The organism is Mycobacterium sp. NPDC003323, from assembly GCF_053589535.1.
This window is the reverse complement of sequence record NZ_JBSFSB010000008.1, coordinates 140,028-159,550: the sequence shown is the minus strand read 5'-3', so window position 1 is coordinate 159,550 and position 19,523 is coordinate 140,028. Positions and strand designations below refer to the sequence as shown.

19 protein-coding genes and 1 tRNA gene are annotated in these 19,523 nt (G+C 65.6%); 10 read left to right on the top strand and 10 right to left on the bottom strand.

Annotation, left to right across the window (positions count from 1 at the left end; all coding sequences use genetic code 11):
* Nucleotides 1-60: 60 nt before the first annotated feature.
* A complete protein-coding gene (locus tag ACWDUN_RS19300) occupies nucleotides 61-468 on the bottom strand; it encodes a hypothetical protein (protein WP_449931452.1) in 408 nt (135 codons plus the stop codon).
* A gap of 109 nt (nucleotides 469-577) precedes the next feature.
* On the opposite strand from ACWDUN_RS19300, the gene ACWDUN_RS19295 reads away from it, so the two are divergent.
* Nucleotides 578-1,876 carry a pyridoxal phosphate-dependent aminotransferase gene (locus tag ACWDUN_RS19295; RefSeq protein WP_449931450.1) on the top strand — a complete coding sequence of 433 codons (1,299 nt, stop codon included), beginning with the start codon at nucleotides 578-580 and terminating at the stop codon, nucleotides 1,874-1,876.
* Between the two features lie 26 nt (nucleotides 1,877-1,902).
* Nucleotides 1,903-3,156 (top strand): YibE/F family protein, encoded by a 1,254-nt coding sequence (locus ACWDUN_RS19290; protein WP_449931448.1) that lies wholly within the window; start codon nucleotides 1,903-1,905, stop codon nucleotides 3,154-3,156.
* Here ACWDUN_RS19290 and rfbA read toward each other — a convergent pair.
* Genes rfbA through ACWDUN_RS19270 form a run of 4 tightly spaced genes read right to left on the bottom strand, consistent with a single transcriptional unit; the run spans nucleotide 3,110 to nucleotide 6,428 of the window.
* Nucleotides 3,110-3,973 carry a glucose-1-phosphate thymidylyltransferase RfbA gene (gene rfbA / locus ACWDUN_RS19285; protein WP_449931446.1) on the bottom strand — a complete coding sequence of 288 codons (864 nt, stop codon included), beginning with the start codon at nucleotides 3,971-3,973 and terminating at the stop codon, nucleotides 3,110-3,112. The two genes, ACWDUN_RS19290 and rfbA, sit on opposite strands and share 47 nt — an antisense overlap.
* A complete protein-coding gene (locus ACWDUN_RS19280; RefSeq protein WP_449931444.1) occupies nucleotides 3,974-4,339 on the bottom strand; it encodes a nuclear transport factor 2 family protein in 366 nt (121 codons plus the stop codon).
* A 23-nt stretch (nucleotides 4,340-4,362) separates the two neighbouring features.
* Nucleotides 4,363-5,097, bottom strand: a complete 735-nt coding sequence (locus tag ACWDUN_RS19275; RefSeq protein WP_449931442.1) for a maleylpyruvate isomerase family mycothiol-dependent enzyme — start codon at nucleotides 5,095-5,097, stop codon at nucleotides 4,363-4,365.
* A gap of 2 nt (nucleotides 5,098-5,099) precedes the next feature.
* Nucleotides 5,100-6,428 (bottom strand): cytochrome P450, encoded by a 1,329-nt coding sequence (locus tag ACWDUN_RS19270; protein ID WP_449931440.1) that lies wholly within the window; start codon nucleotides 6,426-6,428, stop codon nucleotides 5,100-5,102.
* Between the two features lie 73 nt (nucleotides 6,429-6,501).
* Between ACWDUN_RS19270 and ACWDUN_RS19265 the strand changes: the two genes are divergently transcribed.
* The gene (locus ACWDUN_RS19265; protein ID WP_449931438.1) at nucleotides 6,502-7,107 is read left to right on the top strand and encodes a TetR family transcriptional regulator; all 606 of its coding nucleotides are present in this window, start codon (nucleotides 6,502-6,504) and stop codon (nucleotides 7,105-7,107) included.
* On the opposite strand, the gene ACWDUN_RS19260 is transcribed toward ACWDUN_RS19265, so the two are convergent.
* The 5 genes from ACWDUN_RS19260 to ACWDUN_RS19240 form a co-directional block, all read right to left on the bottom strand.
* Entirely contained in the window at nucleotides 7,104-7,805 is a 702-nt protein-coding gene (locus ACWDUN_RS19260; RefSeq protein WP_449931436.1) for an SDR family NAD(P)-dependent oxidoreductase, read from the bottom strand. The genes ACWDUN_RS19265 and ACWDUN_RS19260 overlap by 4 nt on opposite strands.
* Before the next feature lie 20 nt (nucleotides 7,806-7,825).
* Nucleotides 7,826-8,389 (bottom strand): TetR/AcrR family transcriptional regulator, encoded by a 564-nt coding sequence (locus tag ACWDUN_RS19255; RefSeq protein WP_449931434.1) that lies wholly within the window; start codon nucleotides 8,387-8,389, stop codon nucleotides 7,826-7,828.
* A gap of 134 nt (nucleotides 8,390-8,523) precedes the next feature.
* Nucleotides 8,524-10,146, bottom strand: a complete 1,623-nt coding sequence (locus ACWDUN_RS19250) for a DUF7159 family protein (RefSeq protein WP_449931432.1) — start codon at nucleotides 10,144-10,146, stop codon at nucleotides 8,524-8,526.
* Between the two features lie 149 nt (nucleotides 10,147-10,295).
* On the bottom strand, nucleotides 10,296-10,865 hold the full coding sequence (gene dcd, locus ACWDUN_RS19245) for a dCTP deaminase (RefSeq protein WP_449931430.1): 570 nt from the start codon (nucleotides 10,863-10,865) through the stop codon (nucleotides 10,296-10,298).
* A gap of 23 nt (nucleotides 10,866-10,888) precedes the next feature.
* Complete coding sequence (locus ACWDUN_RS19240) at nucleotides 10,889-11,323, bottom strand: cupin domain-containing protein (RefSeq protein ID WP_449931428.1); 435 nt, start codon at nucleotides 11,321-11,323, stop codon at nucleotides 10,889-10,891.
* Nucleotides 11,324-11,380: 57 nt separating this feature from the next.
* On the opposite strand from ACWDUN_RS19240, the gene ACWDUN_RS19235 reads away from it, so the two are divergent.
* The 7 genes from ACWDUN_RS19235 to ACWDUN_RS19205 all read left to right on the top strand — a co-directional run bounded on the left by ACWDUN_RS19235 (nucleotide 11,381) and on the right by ACWDUN_RS19205 (nucleotide 19,491).
* Nucleotides 11,381-11,454, top strand: a tRNA-Gly gene (locus ACWDUN_RS19235).
* Between the two features lie 296 nt (nucleotides 11,455-11,750).
* Nucleotides 11,751-12,371 carry a hypothetical protein gene (locus ACWDUN_RS19230; protein ID WP_449931426.1) on the top strand — a complete coding sequence of 207 codons (621 nt, stop codon included), beginning with the start codon at nucleotides 11,751-11,753 and terminating at the stop codon, nucleotides 12,369-12,371.
* Between the two features lie 340 nt (nucleotides 12,372-12,711).
* Nucleotides 12,712-13,011, top strand: a complete 300-nt coding sequence (locus tag ACWDUN_RS19225; RefSeq protein WP_449931424.1) for a terminase — start codon at nucleotides 12,712-12,714, stop codon at nucleotides 13,009-13,011.
* 430 nt (nucleotides 13,012-13,441) lie between these two features.
* The gene (locus ACWDUN_RS19220) at nucleotides 13,442-15,124 is read left to right on the top strand and encodes an AIPR family protein (protein ID WP_449931422.1); all 1,683 of its coding nucleotides are present in this window, start codon (nucleotides 13,442-13,444) and stop codon (nucleotides 15,122-15,124) included.
* Between the two features lie 366 nt (nucleotides 15,125-15,490).
* On the top strand, nucleotides 15,491-16,468 hold the full coding sequence (locus ACWDUN_RS19215; protein WP_449931420.1) for a TIGR03885 family FMN-dependent LLM class oxidoreductase: 978 nt from the start codon (nucleotides 15,491-15,493) through the stop codon (nucleotides 16,466-16,468).
* Nucleotides 16,465-18,144: an alpha-amylase family protein gene (locus tag ACWDUN_RS19210; RefSeq protein ID WP_449931418.1), complete on the top strand. Its 1,680-nt coding sequence runs from the start codon at nucleotides 16,465-16,467 to the stop codon at nucleotides 18,142-18,144. Before ACWDUN_RS19215 ends, ACWDUN_RS19210 begins: the two co-directional genes overlap by 4 nt.
* A 39-nt stretch (nucleotides 18,145-18,183) precedes the next feature.
* Nucleotides 18,184-19,491: a DUF2252 domain-containing protein gene (locus ACWDUN_RS19205; protein WP_449931416.1), complete on the top strand. Its 1,308-nt coding sequence runs from the start codon at nucleotides 18,184-18,186 to the stop codon at nucleotides 19,489-19,491.
* Nucleotides 19,492-19,523 lie beyond the last annotated feature (32 nt).

The window sequence follows — 19,523 nt, the reverse complement described above, 5'->3', positions numbered from 1 at the left end:
CTCCCTGCGATTTGTGGAGCGGCCGTCGGAATCATTCCGACAGCCGCTCCACAAATCGCTTCAGACGGCTTTCAATTGGAATGGCGTCGCGCTGGTGATGCCGCCCGGGCAGGTGCCATTCGAGTCGGCGGACAAAACGCCGACCAGCGTCACCGGATCGATCGTCATGTGCACGACGGCCGGTGCGTAACTTCCGTCTGGGCAAATGAACCCGTCGGGTTTGGTCACCGAGAAATTCCAGATTCCCGCGGCCAGCGTCATCGGACTGGTCCAGCCCTGATTGCTGGACACCGTGCCCGAGCAGCCCGCCGGCGCGCAGGTGCTGGCGATCACCCAGACGTTCTCCGGGTCACCCTCGGCTCCCGAATAGGAGCCGTTGAGCAATGGCGGCTCGGCGTGGGCAGATCCCGCCAGCAGTAGTGCGGCCGCCGCGGCCATTCCGAAAGCGGCACTCAGCGAACGTGTCATCCTCGTCATAATGGCTGAAGAAAATAACACCGAAATGCGCTGAAAAGCGGTATGCGCAGCGGTTCTTATCTGCGCGGAAGTCAAATTGTTACGCAGCACGGAAATCCGTTTGCCGCGCCGTGGGACACTGTTACCCGTGAGTACCCATCAGCTGCCCGACCGGACGTGGCATCACAGCCAGCAGCCGCGCCCGCGGACGTTCGCCCAGTCGACCAAGCTGCAGGACGTCTTGTACGAGATCCGCGGCCCCGTACACGAGCAGGCCTCCCGACTCGAGGCCGAGGGACACCGCATCCTCAAGCTCAACATCGGCAACCCGGCCCCGTTCGGGTTCGAGGCCCCCGATGTGATCATGCGCGACATCATCGCCGCGCTGCCGACCGCACAGGGTTACTCCGATTCCAAGGGCATCATCCCGGCCCGGCGCGCGGTGTTCACCCGCTATGAACTCGTCGACGGGTTCCCCAAGTTCGATGTCGACGACGTCTTCCTGGGCAACGGTGTCTCCGAACTGATCACCATGACCCTGCAGGCGCTGCTGGACAACGGCGATCAGGTGCTCATCCCCGCGCCGGACTATCCGCTGTGGACGGCCTCGACCGCGCTGGCCGGCGGCACCCCGGTGCACTATCTGTGCGACGAAACCCAGGGCTGGAATCCCGATATCGCCGATCTGGAATCCAAGATCACCGAGCGCACCAAGGCGCTGGTGGTGATCAACCCGAACAACCCGACGGGCGCGGTGTACAGCCGCGAAATCCTGGAGCAGATGGTCGAACTCGCGCGCAAGCACCAGTTGCTGCTGCTCGCCGACGAGATCTACGACAAGATCCTCTACGACGACGCCAAGCACATCAGCCTGGCCTCGCTGGCGCCGGATCTGTTGTGCCTGACCTTCAACGGCCTGTCCAAGGCCTACCGGGTGGCCGGTTACCGCTCGGGATGGCTGGTGATCACCGGCCCGAAGGAGCATGCGAGCAGTTTCATCGAGGGCATCAACCTGCTGGCCAATATGCGGCTGTGCCCGAATGTGCCTGCCCAGCATGCCATTCAGGTGGCACTCGGCGGCCACCAGAGCATCGACGATCTGGTGCTGCCCGGCGGACGGCTGCTCGAGCAGCGCGATGTCGCCTGGGAGCAGCTGAATTCGATCCCCGGGGTGTCGTGCGTGAAGCCCCAGGGCGCGTTGTACGCGTTCCCGCGGCTGGATCCCGAGGTGTACGACATCCACGATGACGAGCAGCTGGTGCTCGACCTGCTACTGCAGGAGAAGATCCTGGTCACCCAGGGCACCGGATTCAACTGGCCCACACCGGATCACCTGCGCATCGTGACGCTGCCGTGGGCGCGGGATCTCTCCAACGCCATCGAGCGCCTCGGCAACTTCCTGGTCAGCTACCGGCAGTAACACCCCAACCGCCTACGCTGTTGCAGGTGGCCCACTCACATTCACACTCGCATTCGCTGAGCGGCCCCTCGCCGCTGGGCCCGCTGGCCGCGCGCGTCGTCGTCGGCCTGCTGATCGCGATCGCCGTGGCGACGCTGGCGGGTGTGGCCTGGCTGTGGCCCAGCCAGCAGAAGGTCGAGATCCCGCTGCCCTATCAGAACTCCGTGGGCGGCGGCGTCAGCACCGAGGCCGGACGAGTGGTCTCCACCTCGGAGGCGACCTGCGGTGGGCCGACCGTCGGCGCGGTGATCACCGCTGCACCCGCTCCCACCGAAGGTGAGACGCACTGCCTGCAGTCGTTCATCCAGATCGGATCCGGGCCGAACGAGGGCGCCTACACCGTCCTGGAGTTCAGCGGCGGACCCGGGCAGCCGCAGCTGATCGTGGGCGACGATATCCGCATCACCCGGGCGGTCGACCCGACCGGAACCACGGTCTACTCGTTCTACGACTATGAGCGCACCTGGACGCTGACGGTGCTGGCCGCGGCGTTCGCGGTGGTGGTGGTCGCGGTCGCCGGGTGGCGGGGGCTGCGGGCCCTGATCGGCATCGCGGTCGCGTTCGCCGTGCTGGTGGTGTTCATGCTGCCCGCGTTGCGCGACGGGTCCAATGCGATACCGGTGGCGCTGGTGGCGTCCTCGCTGATCCTGTACGCCGTGCTCTACCTCGCGCACGGGGTCAGTCTGCGAACCAGCGCGGCGCTACTGGGCACGTTGACCTCGCTGCTGCTGGCGACGGCGCTGTCCTGGGGCGCCATCGAACTGACGCACCTGACGGGGTTGTCCGAGGAGGAGAACAACGCCGTCGCAACGTATCTGGGCGGGGTGTCGATCACCGGACTGTTGTTGGCCGGGTTCATCATCGGCTCGCTCGGCGTGCTCAACGACGTCACGGTGACGCAGGCGTCGACGGCGTTCGAACTGGCCCAGCACAGCGGTTCGCGGCGGGCGGTGTTCTTCGGCGCGATGCGGGTCGGGCGCGACCATATCGCCAGCACCGTCTACACCCTGGTGCTGGCCTACGCCGGTACCGCGCTGCCGCTGTTGCTGTTGTTCAGCGTGGCCAACCGGTCCCTCGGTGACGTGCTGACCGGCGAGAGCGTGGCCATCGAGATCGCGCGCTCGGCCGTCGGCGGTATCGCGCTGGCGCTGTCGGTGCCGCTGACGACGGGGATCGCCGCGGTGCTGGCCACACCTAGCGCTGCAGCAACTCCAACAGATAACTCCCGTAACCGGACTTGAGCAGGGTCTGCGCGCGCGCGGCGAGTTGATCATCGTCGATGAAGCCGACGCGCCAGGCCACCTCTTCGGGGGCGCTGATCTTCAGTCCCTGCCGCTGTTCGATGGTCCGCACGAAATCGCCCGCGTCCAAAAGGGAATCGAAGGTCCCGGTGTCCAGCCAGGCGGTGCCGCGGGCCATCACCTCAACCGACAACCGACCCTGCTGCAGATAGGTCTGGTTGATCTCGGTGATCTCGTATTCACCGCGCGCCGACTTGCGCAGCGAGCGTGCGATCTCGACCACGTCGTTGTCGTAGAAGTACAGACCGGGCACCGCGTAATGGGATTTCGGTGTGACCGGCTTCTCCTCCAGGGAGATCGCCCGACCGTCGTCGTCGAACTCCACCACCCCGTAGGCCGAGGGGTTGGCGACCCAGTAGGCGAAGATGGCGCCGCCGCTGACATCGTGGAATCGGCGCAGTCCGGTGCCGAGGCCCGGGCCGTAGAAGATGTTGTCGCCCAACACCAGTGCCACCGAGTCGCCGCCGATGTGCTCGGCGCCGATGACGAAAGCCTGTGCCAGACCGTCGGGTTCGTCCTGGACGGCATAGCTGAGATGGATGCCCAGATCCGAACCGTCGCCGAGCAGCCGGTGGAACGCGGGCGCATCGTGGCCGGTGGTGATGATGAGGATGTCGCGGATACCCGCCATCATCAGGGTGCTCAGCGGGTAGTAGATCAGCGGCTTGTCGTAGACCGGTAGCAGCTGCTTGCTGATCCCCCGGGTGATCGGATACAGCCGGGTGCCCGATCCGCCGGCCAGGATGATGCCGCGCATCTAGGTGTCGAGGTCCTTCTCCGTCAGCCCGGTGGCCGCCAGCGCCGCGTCCAGGCTGTCGTGCACAAAGACTGCGGCGATCTGATCGTGGACCACGCGGAAGGCCGAGGCCGCCGTGCCCGGACCGCCGGTGCCGTTGACGGTCTGCTCGGCGACGACGACGCCGTCATGCACGTAGAGCTTGCCCGCCTCGGCGCTGACAGCACCCTGCTGGGCCCAGTCGAGCAACGCCTGGTGCCCCTGGGCGGCCCGGTCGGATGTCGCGATCTCGATATCGTCGGTGGACAGCTTCAGCAGGGTGTCGTGGTCACGGGCGTTGAGGGCGTCGTGCCAGGCGAGTACGGTCGCGATCTCCGAGGTGCTCATGGTGCAACTCTAGGGGGCGGCACTCAGAACGGGGTGCTCGCCAGCCAGGCGTCCCACAGCGCTTTGTCGCCGAAGATCTCCAGTCCCGCCTCGTCGGCGCTGCGTCTGCGACTGATGGCCAGCAGCAGATCGGCTGCGGTGCCGCGGATCGCGACATCGCCCTTGCTGTGCGCATGCGACCAGGACACGCCGTCCTCGTCGTGGGTGATGGTCCATTCGCCGGTGGGGCCGAGTCCGTCGTCGGTGGCGTGCAGATGCAGCGACTGGCCGCGCTGGATGGGCGCGTGCTGGACGACGGCCAGCTCGATCCATTCGCTGATGGCGTCGACGGCCAGGTCCGTCGGCACGGTGAACTCACGACCGAGCGCCAGCTCGGCGTCGGCGCGGTGCACCAGTTGCTCGTGCACGCGGCGCCGGATCCACCACCCCGGCAGATGCGGGCCGACGAAGGTCCACACCTTGACGTGCCCGGTGCGTTCGACATTGTCGATCAGCAGTTGGGCGCCGGCGTTGAGCCACCCGATCGCGGCGTCGATGTCCTCGGGTGGTTTCCCGTCCCGGACCTCGCGCGGATCCAGCGGTTCGGCGCGACGCTCCGCGACTATCTGTGCAGACCAACGATTTCCGCGCCCGACGTGGCGGAACAGCTGTTTGAGCGTCCATTCCCCGCAGGTGGGTACCGGCGTCGCGGGGTCGGCATCGCGGATCAGTTCGCCGAAGGCGTTGGTCTGTTCGAGCAGGGCGGCCCGGAAGTCCATGGTTATGACCGTAGCGCGGCGCGGGTGTCGCCGAGGGCGATTGGCAGGCTGGACCAGCCGCGCAGCACCCGGGTGTCGCGGCGGGTGCCGGCGCCGGCCAACGCGGCGTCGGGATAGCGCTCGAAGAATGTCCGCAAGCCGACCTCGCCCTCGGCGCGGGCCAGCGCGGCACCCAGGCAGAAGTGCCGGCCGCCCGAGAAGGACAGGTGCTTGCCGGCGTTGGACCGTTCGAGGTCGAACCGGTGCGGGTCGGTGAAGACGTTCGGATCGCGGTTGGCGCCGGCGATGTAGACCAGCACGCCCTCGCCCGCACGGATGCGCTTGCCGGCAAGCTCGATGTCCTTGGTGGCGATGCGGGCCGACAGTTGGACCGGCGATTCCAGCCGCAGGATCTCCTCGACGGCGATCGGCCACAGCTCGGGTCGCTGCTGCAGCGTCGCCAGATGTTCGGGATTCTGCAGCAGCAATCGGATACCGCTGCCCAGCAGGTTCACCGTCGTCTCGAAGCCGGCGGCGAGCACCAACCCGGCGGTGGCGACCAGCTCCTGTTCGGTGAGCGGGCCCTCCTCGGAGGCTTCGGAGGCCCGGATGATCTGACTCATCAGGTCATCACCCGGGTTCTTGCGCAGCTGCTGTAGATGGTCGACGAGCCAGTCGTTGAACCCCGCGACGGCGGCGCTGACCTCCTGGTATTGCGGCCACGTCAGGCCGATGTCCAGGCTGGCCGCGCCGTGCTCGCCGAATTCGAGCACCCGGCCGCGGTCCTGTTGGGGCACACCGAGGATGTCGCCGATGACGGTGACGGGCAGCTGCCCGCAGTACCGCCCGACGATGTCGACGGTGCCGGTCTCGCCGGCCAGGTCGTCGAGCAGTGTATTGGCGGTGTCCTGCACCCGGTCGCGCAGCGCGGCCACGGCGCGGGTGGTGAACACCGAGGACACCAGCTTGCGGTAGCGGGTGTGCTGGGGCGCCTCGACCGAGAGCATCGACGGCGGCTGCAACGGGTGCAGCACATCGGGTTTGGTGCGGTTGATGACCCACTGCAGCGGTGTGGGCAGATTGGATCCCAGCGCCAGGACGCGGAAGTCCTCCGAGCGCAGCACGTCACTGCAGATCTGGTGGTCGACGGACAGGTAGACCACCCGCCCCTTGACCAGCGGGCCCTGGGCCCGCAGTTCCTCGGTGAACGGGACCGGGTCGATGCGGATCGAAGGGTCGGCGATCAGCCTGCCCTGCGGATCGCCGCGGCGGGCGAACGCCTTGGAGACGCCGCGGACGAATCCGTGCATCGCCATCCAGTGAATGCGCTGTCGAACCCTGCCCTGCGCCATGACACTCCCCTAACCGAATCGCGGTTCGGTACTGTGATCGCAGCCTACCGAATTACAATTCGGTGTGGCAAGGATGCGGATACCGGCGGCTCAGCGACGCGCCCGCATCCTCGATGCGGCCGTGGAGGCCTTTGCCGAGCACGGGTTCGCCGAGGCGAAGATGCAGGACATCGCCAACCTCGCGGGCGTCGTCCCCTCGGTGCTCTACGACCACTTCGGCTCCAAACGCGAACTGCACGTCGCCGTGCTGGAGGAGCACGCGGCGCAGCTGCGCGAGCGATCCCTGCGCCGGGTGGAGGGCGCCACCCCCGAGGAACTGGTGCGCGCGAGCATCTCGAACTACTTCGAGTTCGTCGAGGCCGATCCGTTCATGTGGCGGTTCCTGCACCGCGATCCGCCGGCGGATTCCGAGACCGCCGCGGTGGTACAGGAGATCGCCGACCAGGGCACCGCCGCCATCGCCGAACTCATCCGGTTCGGCGCCGGGGACACCACCTCGGTGCGCGGTATCACGCTGGACGACTCGGCGTGGATCCTGGCCCGCGCCACCCAGTCGGCCTGCGACGGGGTGGCGCGGTGGTGGTACGGGAACCGGAACGTGCCGCGCGAGCGCGTCGTCGAGTTGGTCTTCATGCTGCTGTGGCAGGGCTTCGACGGGATGCTGGCCCAGGCGGATTAGGTGTTGCGGCCGCCGTTGACGCCGAGGATCTGCCCGGTGATGTAGCCGGCCTCTTCGGAGATCAGGAACGAGCACGCGGCGGCGATATCTTCGGGTCTGCCCATCCGGCGCACCGGTGTCGCGGCGATGGTGTCGTTGATGTCGCCGAGCAGTCCCCGACTCTCGGCGCCGCGCAGCATCGGGGTGTCGATGAAACCGGGTGGCACGGCGTTGACGGTGATGCCGTACCGGCCGTATTCCAGCGCAAGAGATTTGGTCAACCCGTTCACCGCGGACTTGGCCGAGACGTAGTGCGACATGTAGGGCACACCCGAATGCGTGCTGGACGACGAGATGTTCACGATCCGCCCCCATCCCGACTCCATCATGTCGGGCAGCACGGCCTGGATGGTGTGAAACACCCCGTGCAGGTTGACATTCACCACCTTCTGCCATTCGTCGAAGGTGATATCGGTGAACGCCTTGAAGCCGTCGAGCCCCGCCGAGTTCACCAGAACCGCGACGGGGCCGAGCTTTTCGCGGATCGCGTCCAGCGCGGCGTCGACCTGGGCGCGGTCGGTCACGTCCGCGGTGAACGCATTGTCGTCATCGGAGCCGTGCAGATCCAGCGTCGCGACGGTGAGGCCGTCGGCGCCGAGCCGCTGTGCGATCGCGCGCCCGATACCGGAGCCGCCGCCGGTGACCACTGCTGTCTTCATGCTGTCCCTTTCGTGGAATGTCATGACCTACGACGCGGGGCGCGCAGCCCGAGCGTGCGTCGTCCGGTCTCGACCAGATGGCCGAGCAGGTCTTCGTCGGCGATGGAGATCCAGGCCGGCCCGACGGCGCCGGCGATCCCGCCGACGGCGACGGCCGCCTTCACCTGCCCGCCGGGGCCGGGTTCCACATCGGCCAGCAGGCGCATCTGACGGTCGATCAGTTCGGCCCAGCCGGGTTGGGCGCTCAGTTGACGGATGACGCTGGGATCGCCGCCGAGCACCGAGACCAGCGCGCGGTGGCGGACCGCCATCTCGGCATAGCCGCACAGCACGGCATCGGCCCGGGCGTGCACACCGCGCAGTTTCTCGGCCGCATCGACCACCTGCTGCAGCTGGTCGAAAATCGGCTCCAACACGCTCGTGAGCAGTTGTTCGCGGGTCTTGAAGTGGTAATAGATGGCGGCCTTGGTGAAGCCCAGCTCGTCGGCGATCATCTGCAGCGACGTGCCGGCGAAGCTGTGCCGGGTGAACAGGTCGACCGCGACCCCGATCAGGCGCGCACGCGTATCGGTCGCGGTGTCCATCCCACCTCCCGGGTCACTTGCCGATCGTAAAGTACTTGACTTGACGATCGTAAAGCAACGGCGGTCGGGTGCCGAGTGGCGGACCTACGAGAACGGGCCGCGCCCGAAGGCACGGCCCGTTCACCGGATGAGGATCAGTTACAGAAGATCAGGAAGCAGTTACCGCCCTGGCGGCCACCGCCACCGGGACCGCCGGAGTCGCCGCGACCACCGCCGTCACCACGGCCGTAATCGCCTCGGCCGTAATCGGATTCACCACGGCCACCGCCGGAGCCGTTGGAGCCCGATCCGCCGCCCGGCCACTGCGGCCATTGCGGCGCCTGCTGCTGCGGGGGCTGCGTGGGCCGCGTCGGCTGGGGCTGCTGTGGTTGCGGCTGCGGTCGCCAGTCGGGCCAATCGGAATCATCGTCGTCGTAGTCGGGCCGCTCGGGCTTCTGCTCCCACGGCGGACGCCACTCGGGCCACTGCGGACGCGGCAGCACGATCACCGGCGGCGGCAGAACCACCGGCGGACGCCATACCGGCGGCACCGGGGGCTGCACGACCGGGGGCGGGGCCACCGGCGCGGGTGCCGGCGGCGGGGCGGCCGGCGCGGGCGCGGGAGCCTGCGGGGCCGGGGCCTCGACGTACACCTGCCGCGGAGCCGGCGCCTGCTGGACGACCGGGATGGGCGCCTTGATGGTCTCGGCCACCTCCGGTGCCGGCGGAGGCGCAGGCTGCACGGGCAGCGCCTCGGGTGCCGGAGCCGCCGGGGGCGGTGCCTGCACGCTGGGTGCGACGGCGGCGCGCGCCGGGGCTGGTCGTTCGTCGGCCGTCGGCCGGATGCTGACGGCCAGCGAGATGGCCAGCGCCACGACACCGACCACGAAGATCGACGCCATCGCGCTGCCGACCAGCAGGAACGGCTTGCGTCCCTCCTCGGCGGGCGGCTGGGCGTCGAGGGCGGCCAGGTCGTCGGGGACCTCGACATAGTTCGGGACGGCACCGGCCGCCAGCTGGGTGTCGGCCGAATGCAGGACCGAACCGGCGGTCGGGCCGTCGGGATCCAGCGAGTAAGCCAGGCCCACCGTCGACGCCTCGTACATCGGCGCGTTGGCCGAGGCCAGTGCGGCGCCGCGGGCCAGCGCCAGACCCGACTCCTCGGGGGCGCTGACCGGGATGTCGACCAGGGCGGCCAGGTGGTCCTTGACCGCGGCGACGTCGACCCCGGATCCGACGACGAACATGCCCTCGGGTGCGGTGTCCTGGCCGGCCACCGCGGCGGCCATCTCGCCGAGCACCGCCATGGCGTCGGTGCTGTGCAGGCTGCGGCTGAGCACCTTGACCACCGAACCGTCATCACCGCGGACCACCGACAGGGTGGCGGTGTCGCGGTTGAGGAACAGCAGGGCGGTCGAGCTGTAGCCGACCGCGCGGCCGGCGGCCTGGGCCAGCGCGCCCGCGGCATGCAGTTCGGACACCATCATCACGTCGGTGATCCCGCGCGCGGCGAGCGCGTCGCGCAGCGCGGAGGCATCGGTGTGGTCGGTCCAGGTGACACCGATGGACCGCAGGTGGTGTCCGCCGGCCTGGGCGCTCTCCTGCGTGCCGAGCACCGCCTCGACCACCTGATCGACCGCCGCCGACGTTGCTGCGCCATCGCCGGCCGAAACGTCGAAGACGTCGTGATCGACGGTCGCGCCGTCGCCCTTCTCCCCCTCGACCAGCACCATCCGCACCGTCGTAGGCGTCAGGGACACACCTAGTACGATGTCCACTTACCCCTCCAAAGTGTTTGCTACGTCGCTCGTTTGGTCGACATCCCGCTCTCGACACAAACCGGCAACTAGTAGCTTCATCGCCGTGAGCCGCACCGCCGTTACACCCGGCGGTCTTAGCTAGAGCACGAAAGAAACCCTACGCGGGTTCAGGGCTGAGGGAAGTTCAGGTACGACCGCGACGGGGTCGGCCCACGCTGTCCCTGATACTTCGATCCGGCCTTGCTGCTGCCGTAGGGATGCTCGGCCGGACTGGTCAGTCGAAGGAGACACAGCTGGCCGATCTTCATGCCCGGCCACAGCGTGATCGGCAGGTTGGCGACGTTCGACAGCTCCAGGGTGATGTGCCCGGAGAACCCCGGATCGATGAACCCGGCCGTCGAGTGGGTCAGCAGGCCCAGCCGTCCCAGTGAGGACTTGCCCTCCAGACGCCCGGCCAGGTCGTCGGGCAGCGTGCAGCGCTCTAGCGTGGCACCCAGGACGAACTCGCCGGGGTGCAGCACGAAGGGCTCCCCCTCCTTCGGTTCGACCAGGGTGGTCAGATCGTCCTGCCGCAGCGCCGGGTCGATGTGGGTGTAGCGGGTGTTGTTGAACACCCGGAACAGACTGTCGAGGCGGACGTCGATGCTCGACGGCTGGATCAGACTGTCGTCGTGCGGGTCCAGCGCCAGCCGGCCCGCGGCGATCTCGGCGCGGATGTCGCGATCGGAGAGCAGCACGCGGTGAGCCTAACCGCCGCGGGTCAGGGACAGGCGGCTGGCGCGTCGTCGCGGACCGGGACGTCGGCCGGCAGCGTGTAGGTGACCACCGCATTGGCGTCGTGCGGGCTGTCGTTGCGCACGATGTGCGGCACACCGGCCGGGATGAAGATGGACTGGCCGGCCAGATACGGCGTGGGCGCGCACTGGTCGGCGGTCTGCACGGTGACGGTGCCGCCGGTGATGACGGCGTGCTCGGGCCCGGGGTGGGTGTGCCAGCCGCTGCTCGACGGCGGGTGCAGCACCAGCTCCTGCACGTAGAGGGTGGTGGGGCCGGTGGTGTCGATGACCACCGGTGTGTTCGTGGTGCCCGTCGCGAGATCGGTGCGCTCGACCTCGCCGTCGGGCGGGGTGGCGGTGGCGGTCGGCGCGGCGGCGATGCTCAGGCTCGCGGTGATTGCTGCGGCGAGGCGTTTCATGGATCCCCCAACTCATGAATCGGTGTCGCCTGGATGCTAGCCTTCCTGTTCGAACAGGCCGATGTAGTTCAATGGCAGAACATCAGCTTCCCAAGCTGAATACGCGGGTTCGATTCCCGTCATCGGCTCCAGTTTGACCAGCGCGAATGCTGTTCGAGCCGTTCGAATCCGTGCCTCAGTGTCACGTCGATGTCACAACTCGAGGGAAACTCGTTGGCGGAGTCGAGCAACGGCCCCTAAGGTCGAGCGCATGGATTCGGCGCCCGTCGTACCGAGTTGCTGGTGGTGCGGGGGCGTAGCTAACTCGCGGGAGCACAGAGTCAAAGCCTCGCAACTGAGGAGAATGTTCTCGTCGGCAGACCATCTGATCCTCAGTGGCAAGCGAGGTGATCGGCCTACGCGATTGAACGGCGTCGGGGCGAAGCCCATGTTGTTTCCGAAGGTTCTGTGCGCGGACTGCAACAACTCTCGAAGTCAGCCATTCGACCAGGCCTATGACAGGTTTGTTGACAAGGTCTGGAGCGACCCTGACTACTTCCGAGTTCGCGCCCATTTCAACATGGGGGAGATCTTTCCCAACGATCCGACTGGGGGAGCCGATCTCGCCCGCTACTACGTAAAAAACGTCGCTTGCCGCATCGCGGAGATTGGCTTCGCCGTGCCCGCGCCGCTCGTTGACTTCATGGACGGCGCTCTCTGGATTGTGGGCGGCACGTTGGTGCTCTACCGGGATTTCTCGAACTTCGACCAGTTCCGTCGCGCTGGAACCGACGGCCACTACCCTTTCGCGAATCGAATGCACGACCCCGAGTCACCCGCAGATGGGCCCCTGAGAGCAGTTTGCGCCGAGATACAGAACGGCCCAGTAGGAGCAATGCTTTGGTGGTCGAAGGATGGCGAATCGCGTCCGATGTTTTGCCTTCGATCGCACACGTTCTTAAGGGATCGGCGGGAGCTTCCGCACCCTGAACTTCACGAAGACGAGTGGGCACGTGCGGATCTCATGAAGCAGACGCAGGACCGGCAGGGCATACCCTCGTACCCGTGACTTGGGTCCTTCTGGCCCCGTAGATCGGCGACGCACTACTGCGTGGCCTTCGTCGTCACAAGCCGGTTGAAAGTGTCACCGGCTCGCTCGGACGTTCTGCCATTCGTCTGAGCGAGCCACCGCACGCCAGTGCAGCAGCACCGCACGCCTCTCCGTGATGCGACCTCGGCGCCGTGGGCGGGCTGCTGCGCTACTAATCGAAAGCTATTGCACAGCAACGTTTCATGTGAAACGCCGCAGGGGTGGGGGGTACCCCCGCGACGCTCCCGCCGTGCACCTCGGGGCATAGGCAGGCGTCTCTCCCCGACATTCCAGAAGTTTGGGCCTTGAAAGGGGCAGGATGACGACGACACCGCGCGGGTTGAAGGCTGGCGGCCGACGGCTCTGGTCCTCTGTAACAACCGATTTCGAACTCGACGAGTCCTCGGCCGCCGTCCTCGCCGAGGCGTGCTACACGGTTGATCTGCTGGCCGCATTGCGGGCCAAACTCGCCGATACTCCCCCGATAATCGACGGCAACCAGGGGCCGCGAACGCATCCGCTCCTCGTCGAGCTGAGGATGCAGCGTCTCGCGCTGGCGAAGCTCATCGCCAGCATCGGGCTGCCCAAGGAGCTGGCTGACGACCAGCCTGGCCGCTGATGCCGGTTCGCCGCCGGGTGCCGACCGCGCCGCGAGAGTTTCGCCCGTCGATGCCGCCAGCTCTCAGCATGTTCAACGGAGCCGATTGGGGCGCACCGCCACGCGACGCCGACGGCCGCGGTTGGGAAGTCGCCTATCGGGGCGCCTACACGCGGTGGCAGACAGCCTGCAATGAATGGCGGAACCAGTTCGGCCACCTACCTGTCGACACGGCGAGCGTCCCGGAAGACGAACCGTTCGACGGACTTGACCTCTAGCCTGACCGCGATCGCCCGCTGCTTTTCTGTCAGGCATGAGCCGACTCGATGCGGCGTCCCGATGCAAGCTGTCTCAGTGTCGCGAACGACGTGCGTAGACTTTCACGGTCCTAGCAGGCCCAGTGACGGGATCATGTATGTCGAGTACGCCAGATTTCAGCTACCCCGCCATCGTGCAAGAATTCGGCCGACATCTCGTATCTGGACGTACGGAGTCCCGCGCGTTCCTGGGGTGGTTTCTCGAAAACTACTATCGACTCGATGAAACCGAGGCTCAGGACGCGATCTGCGATGGCCCTGACGACAAGGGCATCGACGGTATCTACGTCGATCACACACTCGAACGTATTGATGTGTTCCAAACGAAGCTTTACCAAGTCGGTGCTGGTCAAGATAAGACGCTCGGCGATTCCGCTCTGAAGCACTTCGCTGGCAGCTTGGACCAACTCGCAACCAAGGAAACGGCCGTCGAACTAGCCCGCCAAACCGGCAACGTCGAACTTCGTGAACTTATTACCGCAGAAGGCATTCCAGCCCTCATCGAAAGTGGATACGAGGTTCGCGGCTTCTTTGTAACGAACGTTGCGATGGACGATAACGCCAAGTCTTACCTTGCGACACGCGGAGACATCACCGTTCACGACGTCGATCGCCTCACGGCCAATTGGGTAGCACCTGGCGAATCGACTCCCGTGTCAAGCCCAACCTCATTCCAGTTAGACGGCCATGAGGTGATCGAGTACCGCACACCCGAGGCAACCGTCTACATCACGACCGTGTTGGCATCCGACCTCATTACCCTCGATGGTCTGCAGAGCGGCGAGTTGTTCTCCTGGAACGTCCGACAGGCCTTGGGTAAGACAAAAGTCAACAAGGCAATCGCCATCAGCGTTAAGCAGCAAAGTGAGCACAAGAACTTTATGCTGTTCCATAATGGCTTAACGGTCCTGGCCGAGGAAGTCGAGCATGACAAAGAAACATTCACGATCAACGGCTACACAGTAGTCAATGGTTGCCAGAGCCTGTCGACGCTTAATGAACACCGGTCGCACATCACCGACGAACTCCGCATACTTACTCGGGTAATTAAGATACCTCCGCAGAGCGAACTGGCTGCGAAAATCACTCGCAATAGCAATAACCAGAACTCAATCAGCGCACGGGATTTACAGTCGAACAGTACCTTGCAGCGCCGCCTGCAGACAGAATTTCACAGTGAATTCGCCGGTGTCATCGACTATGAGATTAAGCGCGGCGAAACGCATTCTGCACCCGAAGTCATCACAAATGAAGATGCCGCAAGAGTCCTACTAGCTTTCGATCTTGAGCAGCCCTGGTCATGCCATCAATCGTATCGACTATTCGACGAGTTGCACTCGGACATATTTGGGCGTCCCGGCGTAAATGCCGCTCGAATCGCATCGCTAATTGCGATTCAGGATTCGATTTCCGACTCATTGATAAAGCTCGATAATCAGCTATTTGCAGGCTACCGATTGACGCAGTATTTCCTGGTGTACCTGGTGCGACAAGCCCTTGCAGACGACGAGGTCGGTATCGATTTCATCAAGGACCCGAAGGCTCTGCTCGACAAGGTCGGCATCGCTGGCATTAAGGCAGCCATTTCGAATGTCGTTGACGATCTGATCACTGACCTAAACGCGGAGCTCGCCGAGAGAGCCGAAGAAGGCAAGATCTTCGACTACAAACGAGAACTCAAGAGCGCGACGGCAGTCCGCTCACTCAAGAACGCGATCGTTCCCAACTATCAGAAAGCAATCCGCAGGAACCGTGCGACATCGTTCGCGGAGGAGATCGCGCAGGTCGAGGCAGCAGGGACCGCAACCAATCAGTAAGCGCATCAGGCGACCCACACTGACGGCCGCGACGGGGGAACGTTCTAATGCTGAAGCGAACGAGTCGCTACTCGCCATCGACGCTCGGCAAGGTCGGAGGGTGGGTGTCACAAGAGTGTCACAAGTCGACGGGAACTCCTGCGCCGACACAGGCGAACGCCGGCAGACACTGAAGGACAACTGTCGACACATCGCACCAGGTCAGAGCATAGTTTCGCCGTGCCCGCGCGGACAGCCGCGGATAGACACAGACAGCCGCGGACCCGCCGAATCGACTTCCCAAGCTGAATACGCGGGTTCGATTCCCGTCATCGGCTCCACCTTGACCCCCGCGTAAGCGCCGGATGTAACGGGTATGCCCCGACGATGACCGTCGTCGGATTCCACTGCTCGCACGAACAGATCAGTCCGGCCCAGTTGCTGCGCGACGTCCAGCACGCCGAGCGTGCCGGTTTCACCGCCGGCATGTCCTCGGACCATTTCAGTCCGTGGAGCACCCGCCAGGGCGAGTCCGGCTTCGCCTGGTCGTTCCTCGGCGCGGCGCTCGCGACCACGCAACTGCCCTTCGGCGTCGTCAACGCACCCGGCCAGCGCTACCACCCGGCGATCATCGCCCAGGCGATCGCCACGCTGGCCCAGATGTTCCCCGGCCGCATCTGGGCGGCACTCGGGTCCGGCGAGGCCTCCAACGAACGCATCACCGCGCAGGTGTGGCCGCGCAAGGAATTACGCGACGAACGCCTGATCGAATGCGTGCACGTGATCCGGCGCCTGCTACAGGGCGAGGAGGTCAGCCACGACGGGCTGGTGCACGTCAACAAGGCCCGGCTGTGGACACTGCCGGACACCGTCCCCGACCTCGTCGGCCCCGCCGTCACCCCCGCGACCGCGGCCCGCCACGCGGCGTGGGCGGACGGCCTGGTCACCGTCAACCAGCCGACCGAGACCCTGCGCAAAATCCTGGATGCCTATCGCGACGTGGGCGGTCGGGGACCTGCGCGTCTGCAGATCCATCTCAGCTGGGCACCCACCGAGGATGAGGCCGAGGCCATCGCGCACGACCAGTGGCGCACCAACGTCTTCGCCCCGCCGGTGTGCTGGGACGTCGAGACGGTGGAGGCGTTCGATGTCCTCGGCGAAGCCGTCTCCGCCGAGCAGGTGAAGCAGTCGGTGAACGTGTCCAGCGACCTCGCCCGTCATGCCGAGTGGCTCACGCAGTACATCGACCAAGGATGGGACGAGTTGTACCTGCACTTCGTGGGCCAACAGCAGACCGGATTCATCGACGCCTTCGGTGAGCATGTGCTGCCGCAACTGTCCGTCACCGCCGCCGAGCCATCATGAGATCGGCTGACTCGGGCGACCTGTGGTGGAAGAACGCCGTCTTCTACTGCGCCGACATCCAGACCTTCTACGACTGGGACGGCGACGGCACCGGTGACATCCGCGGCATGACCGACCGCCTCGACTACCTCAACGACCTCGGCGTGACGTGCCTGTGGCTCATGCCCTTCTACCCCACCGCCCGCAAGGACGACGGCTACGACATCACGGATTTCTACGGCGTGGACCCGAAACTGGGCACCCTCGGCGACTTCGTCGAACTGGTCCGCACGGCCAACGCCAAGGGCATCCGGGTCATCATCGACTTCGTCATGAACCACACCTCCGATGCCCACCCCTGGTTCAAGTCCGCCCGACGCAGCAAGGACGACCGGTACCGCGACTTCTACGTGTGGAGCGCCACCGAGCCGAAGTCGAGCCCCGCAGACGTCGTCTTTCCCGATCAGGAGGACAGCCTCTGGGAACTCGAACCGAAAACCGGCGAGTGGTACCTGCATCACTTCTACAAGCACCAGCCGGATCTGAACATCGAGAATCCCGAAGTGCAGGAGGAGATCTCACGCACCCTCGGATTCTGGTTGGAACTCGGCGTCTCGGGATTCCGGGTCGACGCCGTACCGTTCCTGTTCGCCAGGGACGCCGTTCCGGGCCGCACCGACCTCTTCGACCCCTATCAATATCTGGGCGACATCAGGAACTTCATCACCCGTCGGCTCGGTGACGCTGTCGTGCTCGGCGAGGTGAACGTCCCCTACAAGGATCAGAAGAAGTTCTTCGGCGGGCCGGATGGCGACGGGCTCAACATGCAGTTCGACTTCATCGGCATGCAGCAGATCTACCTCGCCATGGCGCGCGGCGACGCCCGGCCCGTCGCCAAGGCGCTGCGGCAGCGGCCCGCACTCGACCCGACCAGCCAGTGGGCCAACTTCATCCGCAATCACGACGAGCTGACCCTGGACAAGCTCAGCGATACCGAGCGGCAGGAGGTGTTCGACGCGTTCGGGCCGGATCCCGACATGCAGCTCTACGGCCGAGGGTTGCGCCGGCGACTACCGCCGATGCTCGGCGGAGACGAGCGCCGGATGAAGATGGCGTACTCGCTGGCCTTCTCGCTGCCCGGCACCCCGGTGCTGTTCTACGGCGAGGAGATCGGGATGGCCGAAAACCCGGACATCCCGGGCAGACTCGCCGTCCGCAGTCCCATGCAGTGGACCGGCGGGACCAACGGCGGCTTCTCCAGGGCGGCGAAGCGGCGACTCACCCGGCCGCTGCCCGAAGGGCTGTACGGGCCCGAGCGCGTCAACGCCGCCGACCAGCGCCGCGATCACGACTCCTTCTGGTGGTTCATGCGCAACCTCATCTACACCTATCGCGAACAACCGGAGATCGGCTGGTCGACGGTGCAGGTACTCAAGCAACCCAACCGGGCGGTGCTGGCACATCTGTGCCGGGAGGAATCGGGGTGGGCGATGCTGGCGCTGCACAACTTCGGGGCCGAGAATTGCATCGTCACCGTGGAACTCGACGCCGTCGCACCGGAATCGGTCCTGGTCGACCTGCTCGACGGTCTCACCGAGACCGCGCTCGACACGTCGGGCCGAGTCGAATTGGACCTCGGGCCCTACGGCTATCGCTGGCTGCGCGTGCTGGGTCCGCAGGAGGAACCGATCATCTGAGCCGCTGTAAGAAGTCAACCGTCAGATCGAAGGGACATCATGGGTGACGAACGGGAGTCGTTCATCGTCGAGACGCTCGTCGACGCCTTCAGCGACCTGATGGAGGCCGACCCCGATGCGTTCCGCACCAAGTTCCGCAAGATGGCTGCCGACCCGTTCGCGTTCTACCGCGGCAGTGCCTGCCTGTTCTATGCCGACGTGTTCGCCCTGGAGGACCGATGGGCCGACGAACGCACCAGCCGCGTCTGGATCCAAGGGGATCTGCACGCGCAGAACTTCGGCACCTACATGGACGGCGCCGGGGTGCTGATCTTCGATGTCAACGATTTCGACGAGGCGTACGTCGGCCACTTCACCTGGGACCTGCAGCGGTTCGCCGCCAGTGTGGCGTTGATGTGTTGGCAGAAGGCGCTTTCGGACTCCACCATCACCATGCTGATCGAGACGTTCGTGCATGCCTATCTGAAGCAGGTCCGCTGGTTCGTTGAGGTCGATGATGATGCAGAGTTCTCACTCAACCTCGAAACCGCACGCGGCGCGGTACTTTCCGCATTGCAGTCGGCCCGGTTGTCAACGCGGGCCGGAATGCTCGACCGGATGACCGTGGTCGACGAATGGGACCGGCGCTTCCGCGAGGTGCCCGGCGTCGTGCGACTCGACGACGCGACACGCCAGAAGGTCGTCGCGGCGTTCGAGAGATACCTGGACACGATCCCGGAAACCCAGCGCTTCCGCGGTATCGCCTACGACGTCAAGGACGTCATCGCCAAGACCGGCTTCGGTATCGGCAGCGCCGGACTGCCCGCCTACACGGTGCTGATCGAGGGCTTCAACCAAGCACTCGACAACGACGCCGTGCTGTCGATGAAACAGGGCAATGTCGCAGCACCGGGCCGGGTGGTCGACGACCGAGAGGTTCACGACTACTTCAAACACCACGGACACCGGACCGTGGTCTCGCAGCGCGCCCTACAGGCACACGCCGACCCGCTGCTCGGGTACACCGACATCGACGGGGTGGGTTTCGTGGTCAGCGAGATCTCGCCTTATGAGGCCGATTTGGACTGGGCTGAGTTGACCGAACCGGGCGAACTCGCGGAGGTCATCGAGCAACTCGGTCAAGCGGTTGCCAAGGTCCACTGCGTCAGCGACACCGACAGCGACCAGTCGCTGGTCGGCTTCCAGACCGAGGAGGCCATCGTCGAGGTGATCGGTGACCACGAGGCCGACTTCGTCGCCGACATCGTCGCGTTCGGACTCGAGTACGCCGCCAGAGTCCGCGACGATCACCGGCACTTCGTCGAGGCGTTCCGCGAGGGACGCATTCCGGGCGTCACCGCCACGTGACCGGCTGCGGAGGGCAATGAAGAATCGAGGTC

Bases quoted from the DNA above. Each gene is read 5' to 3' on its own strand.
- ACWDUN_RS19300 (WP_449931452.1), bottom strand. From the start codon at position 468: ATGACACGTTCGCTGAGTGCCGCTTTCGGAATGGCCGCGGCGGCCGCA.
- rfbA (WP_449931446.1), bottom strand. From the start codon at position 3,973: ATGCGCGGCATCATCCTGGCCGGCGGATCGGGCACCCGGCTGTATCCG.
- ACWDUN_RS19280 (WP_449931444.1), bottom strand. From the start codon at position 4,339: ATGAGCACCTCGGAGATCGCGACCGTACTCGCCTGGCACGACGCCCTC.
- ACWDUN_RS19275 (WP_449931442.1), bottom strand. From the start codon at position 5,097: ATGGACTTCCGGGCCGCCCTGCTCGAACAGACCAACGCCTTCGGCGAA.
- ACWDUN_RS19270 (WP_449931440.1), bottom strand. From the start codon at position 6,428: ATGGCGCAGGGCAGGGTTCGACAGCGCATTCACTGGATGGCGATGCAC.
- ACWDUN_RS19265 (WP_449931438.1), top strand. From the start codon at position 6,502: ATGCGGATACCGGCGGCTCAGCGACGCGCCCGCATCCTCGATGCGGCC.
- ACWDUN_RS19260 (WP_449931436.1), bottom strand. From the start codon at position 7,805: ATGAAGACAGCAGTGGTCACCGGCGGCGGCTCCGGTATCGGGCGCGCG.
- ACWDUN_RS19255 (WP_449931434.1), bottom strand. From the start codon at position 8,389: ATGGACACCGCGACCGATACGCGTGCGCGCCTGATCGGGGTCGCGGTC.
- ACWDUN_RS19240 (WP_449931428.1), bottom strand. From the start codon at position 11,323: ATGAAACGCCTCGCCGCAGCAATCACCGCGAGCCTGAGCATCGCCGCC.
- ACWDUN_RS19230 (WP_449931426.1), top strand. From the start codon at position 11,751: ATGTTGTTTCCGAAGGTTCTGTGCGCGGACTGCAACAACTCTCGAAGT.
- ACWDUN_RS19225 (WP_449931424.1), top strand. From the start codon at position 12,712: ATGACGACGACACCGCGCGGGTTGAAGGCTGGCGGCCGACGGCTCTGG.
- ACWDUN_RS19215 (WP_449931420.1), top strand. From the start codon at position 15,491: ATGACCGTCGTCGGATTCCACTGCTCGCACGAACAGATCAGTCCGGCC.
- ACWDUN_RS19210 (WP_449931418.1), top strand. From the start codon at position 16,465: ATGAGATCGGCTGACTCGGGCGACCTGTGGTGGAAGAACGCCGTCTTC.
- ACWDUN_RS19205 (WP_449931416.1), top strand. From the start codon at position 18,184: ATGGGTGACGAACGGGAGTCGTTCATCGTCGAGACGCTCGTCGACGCC.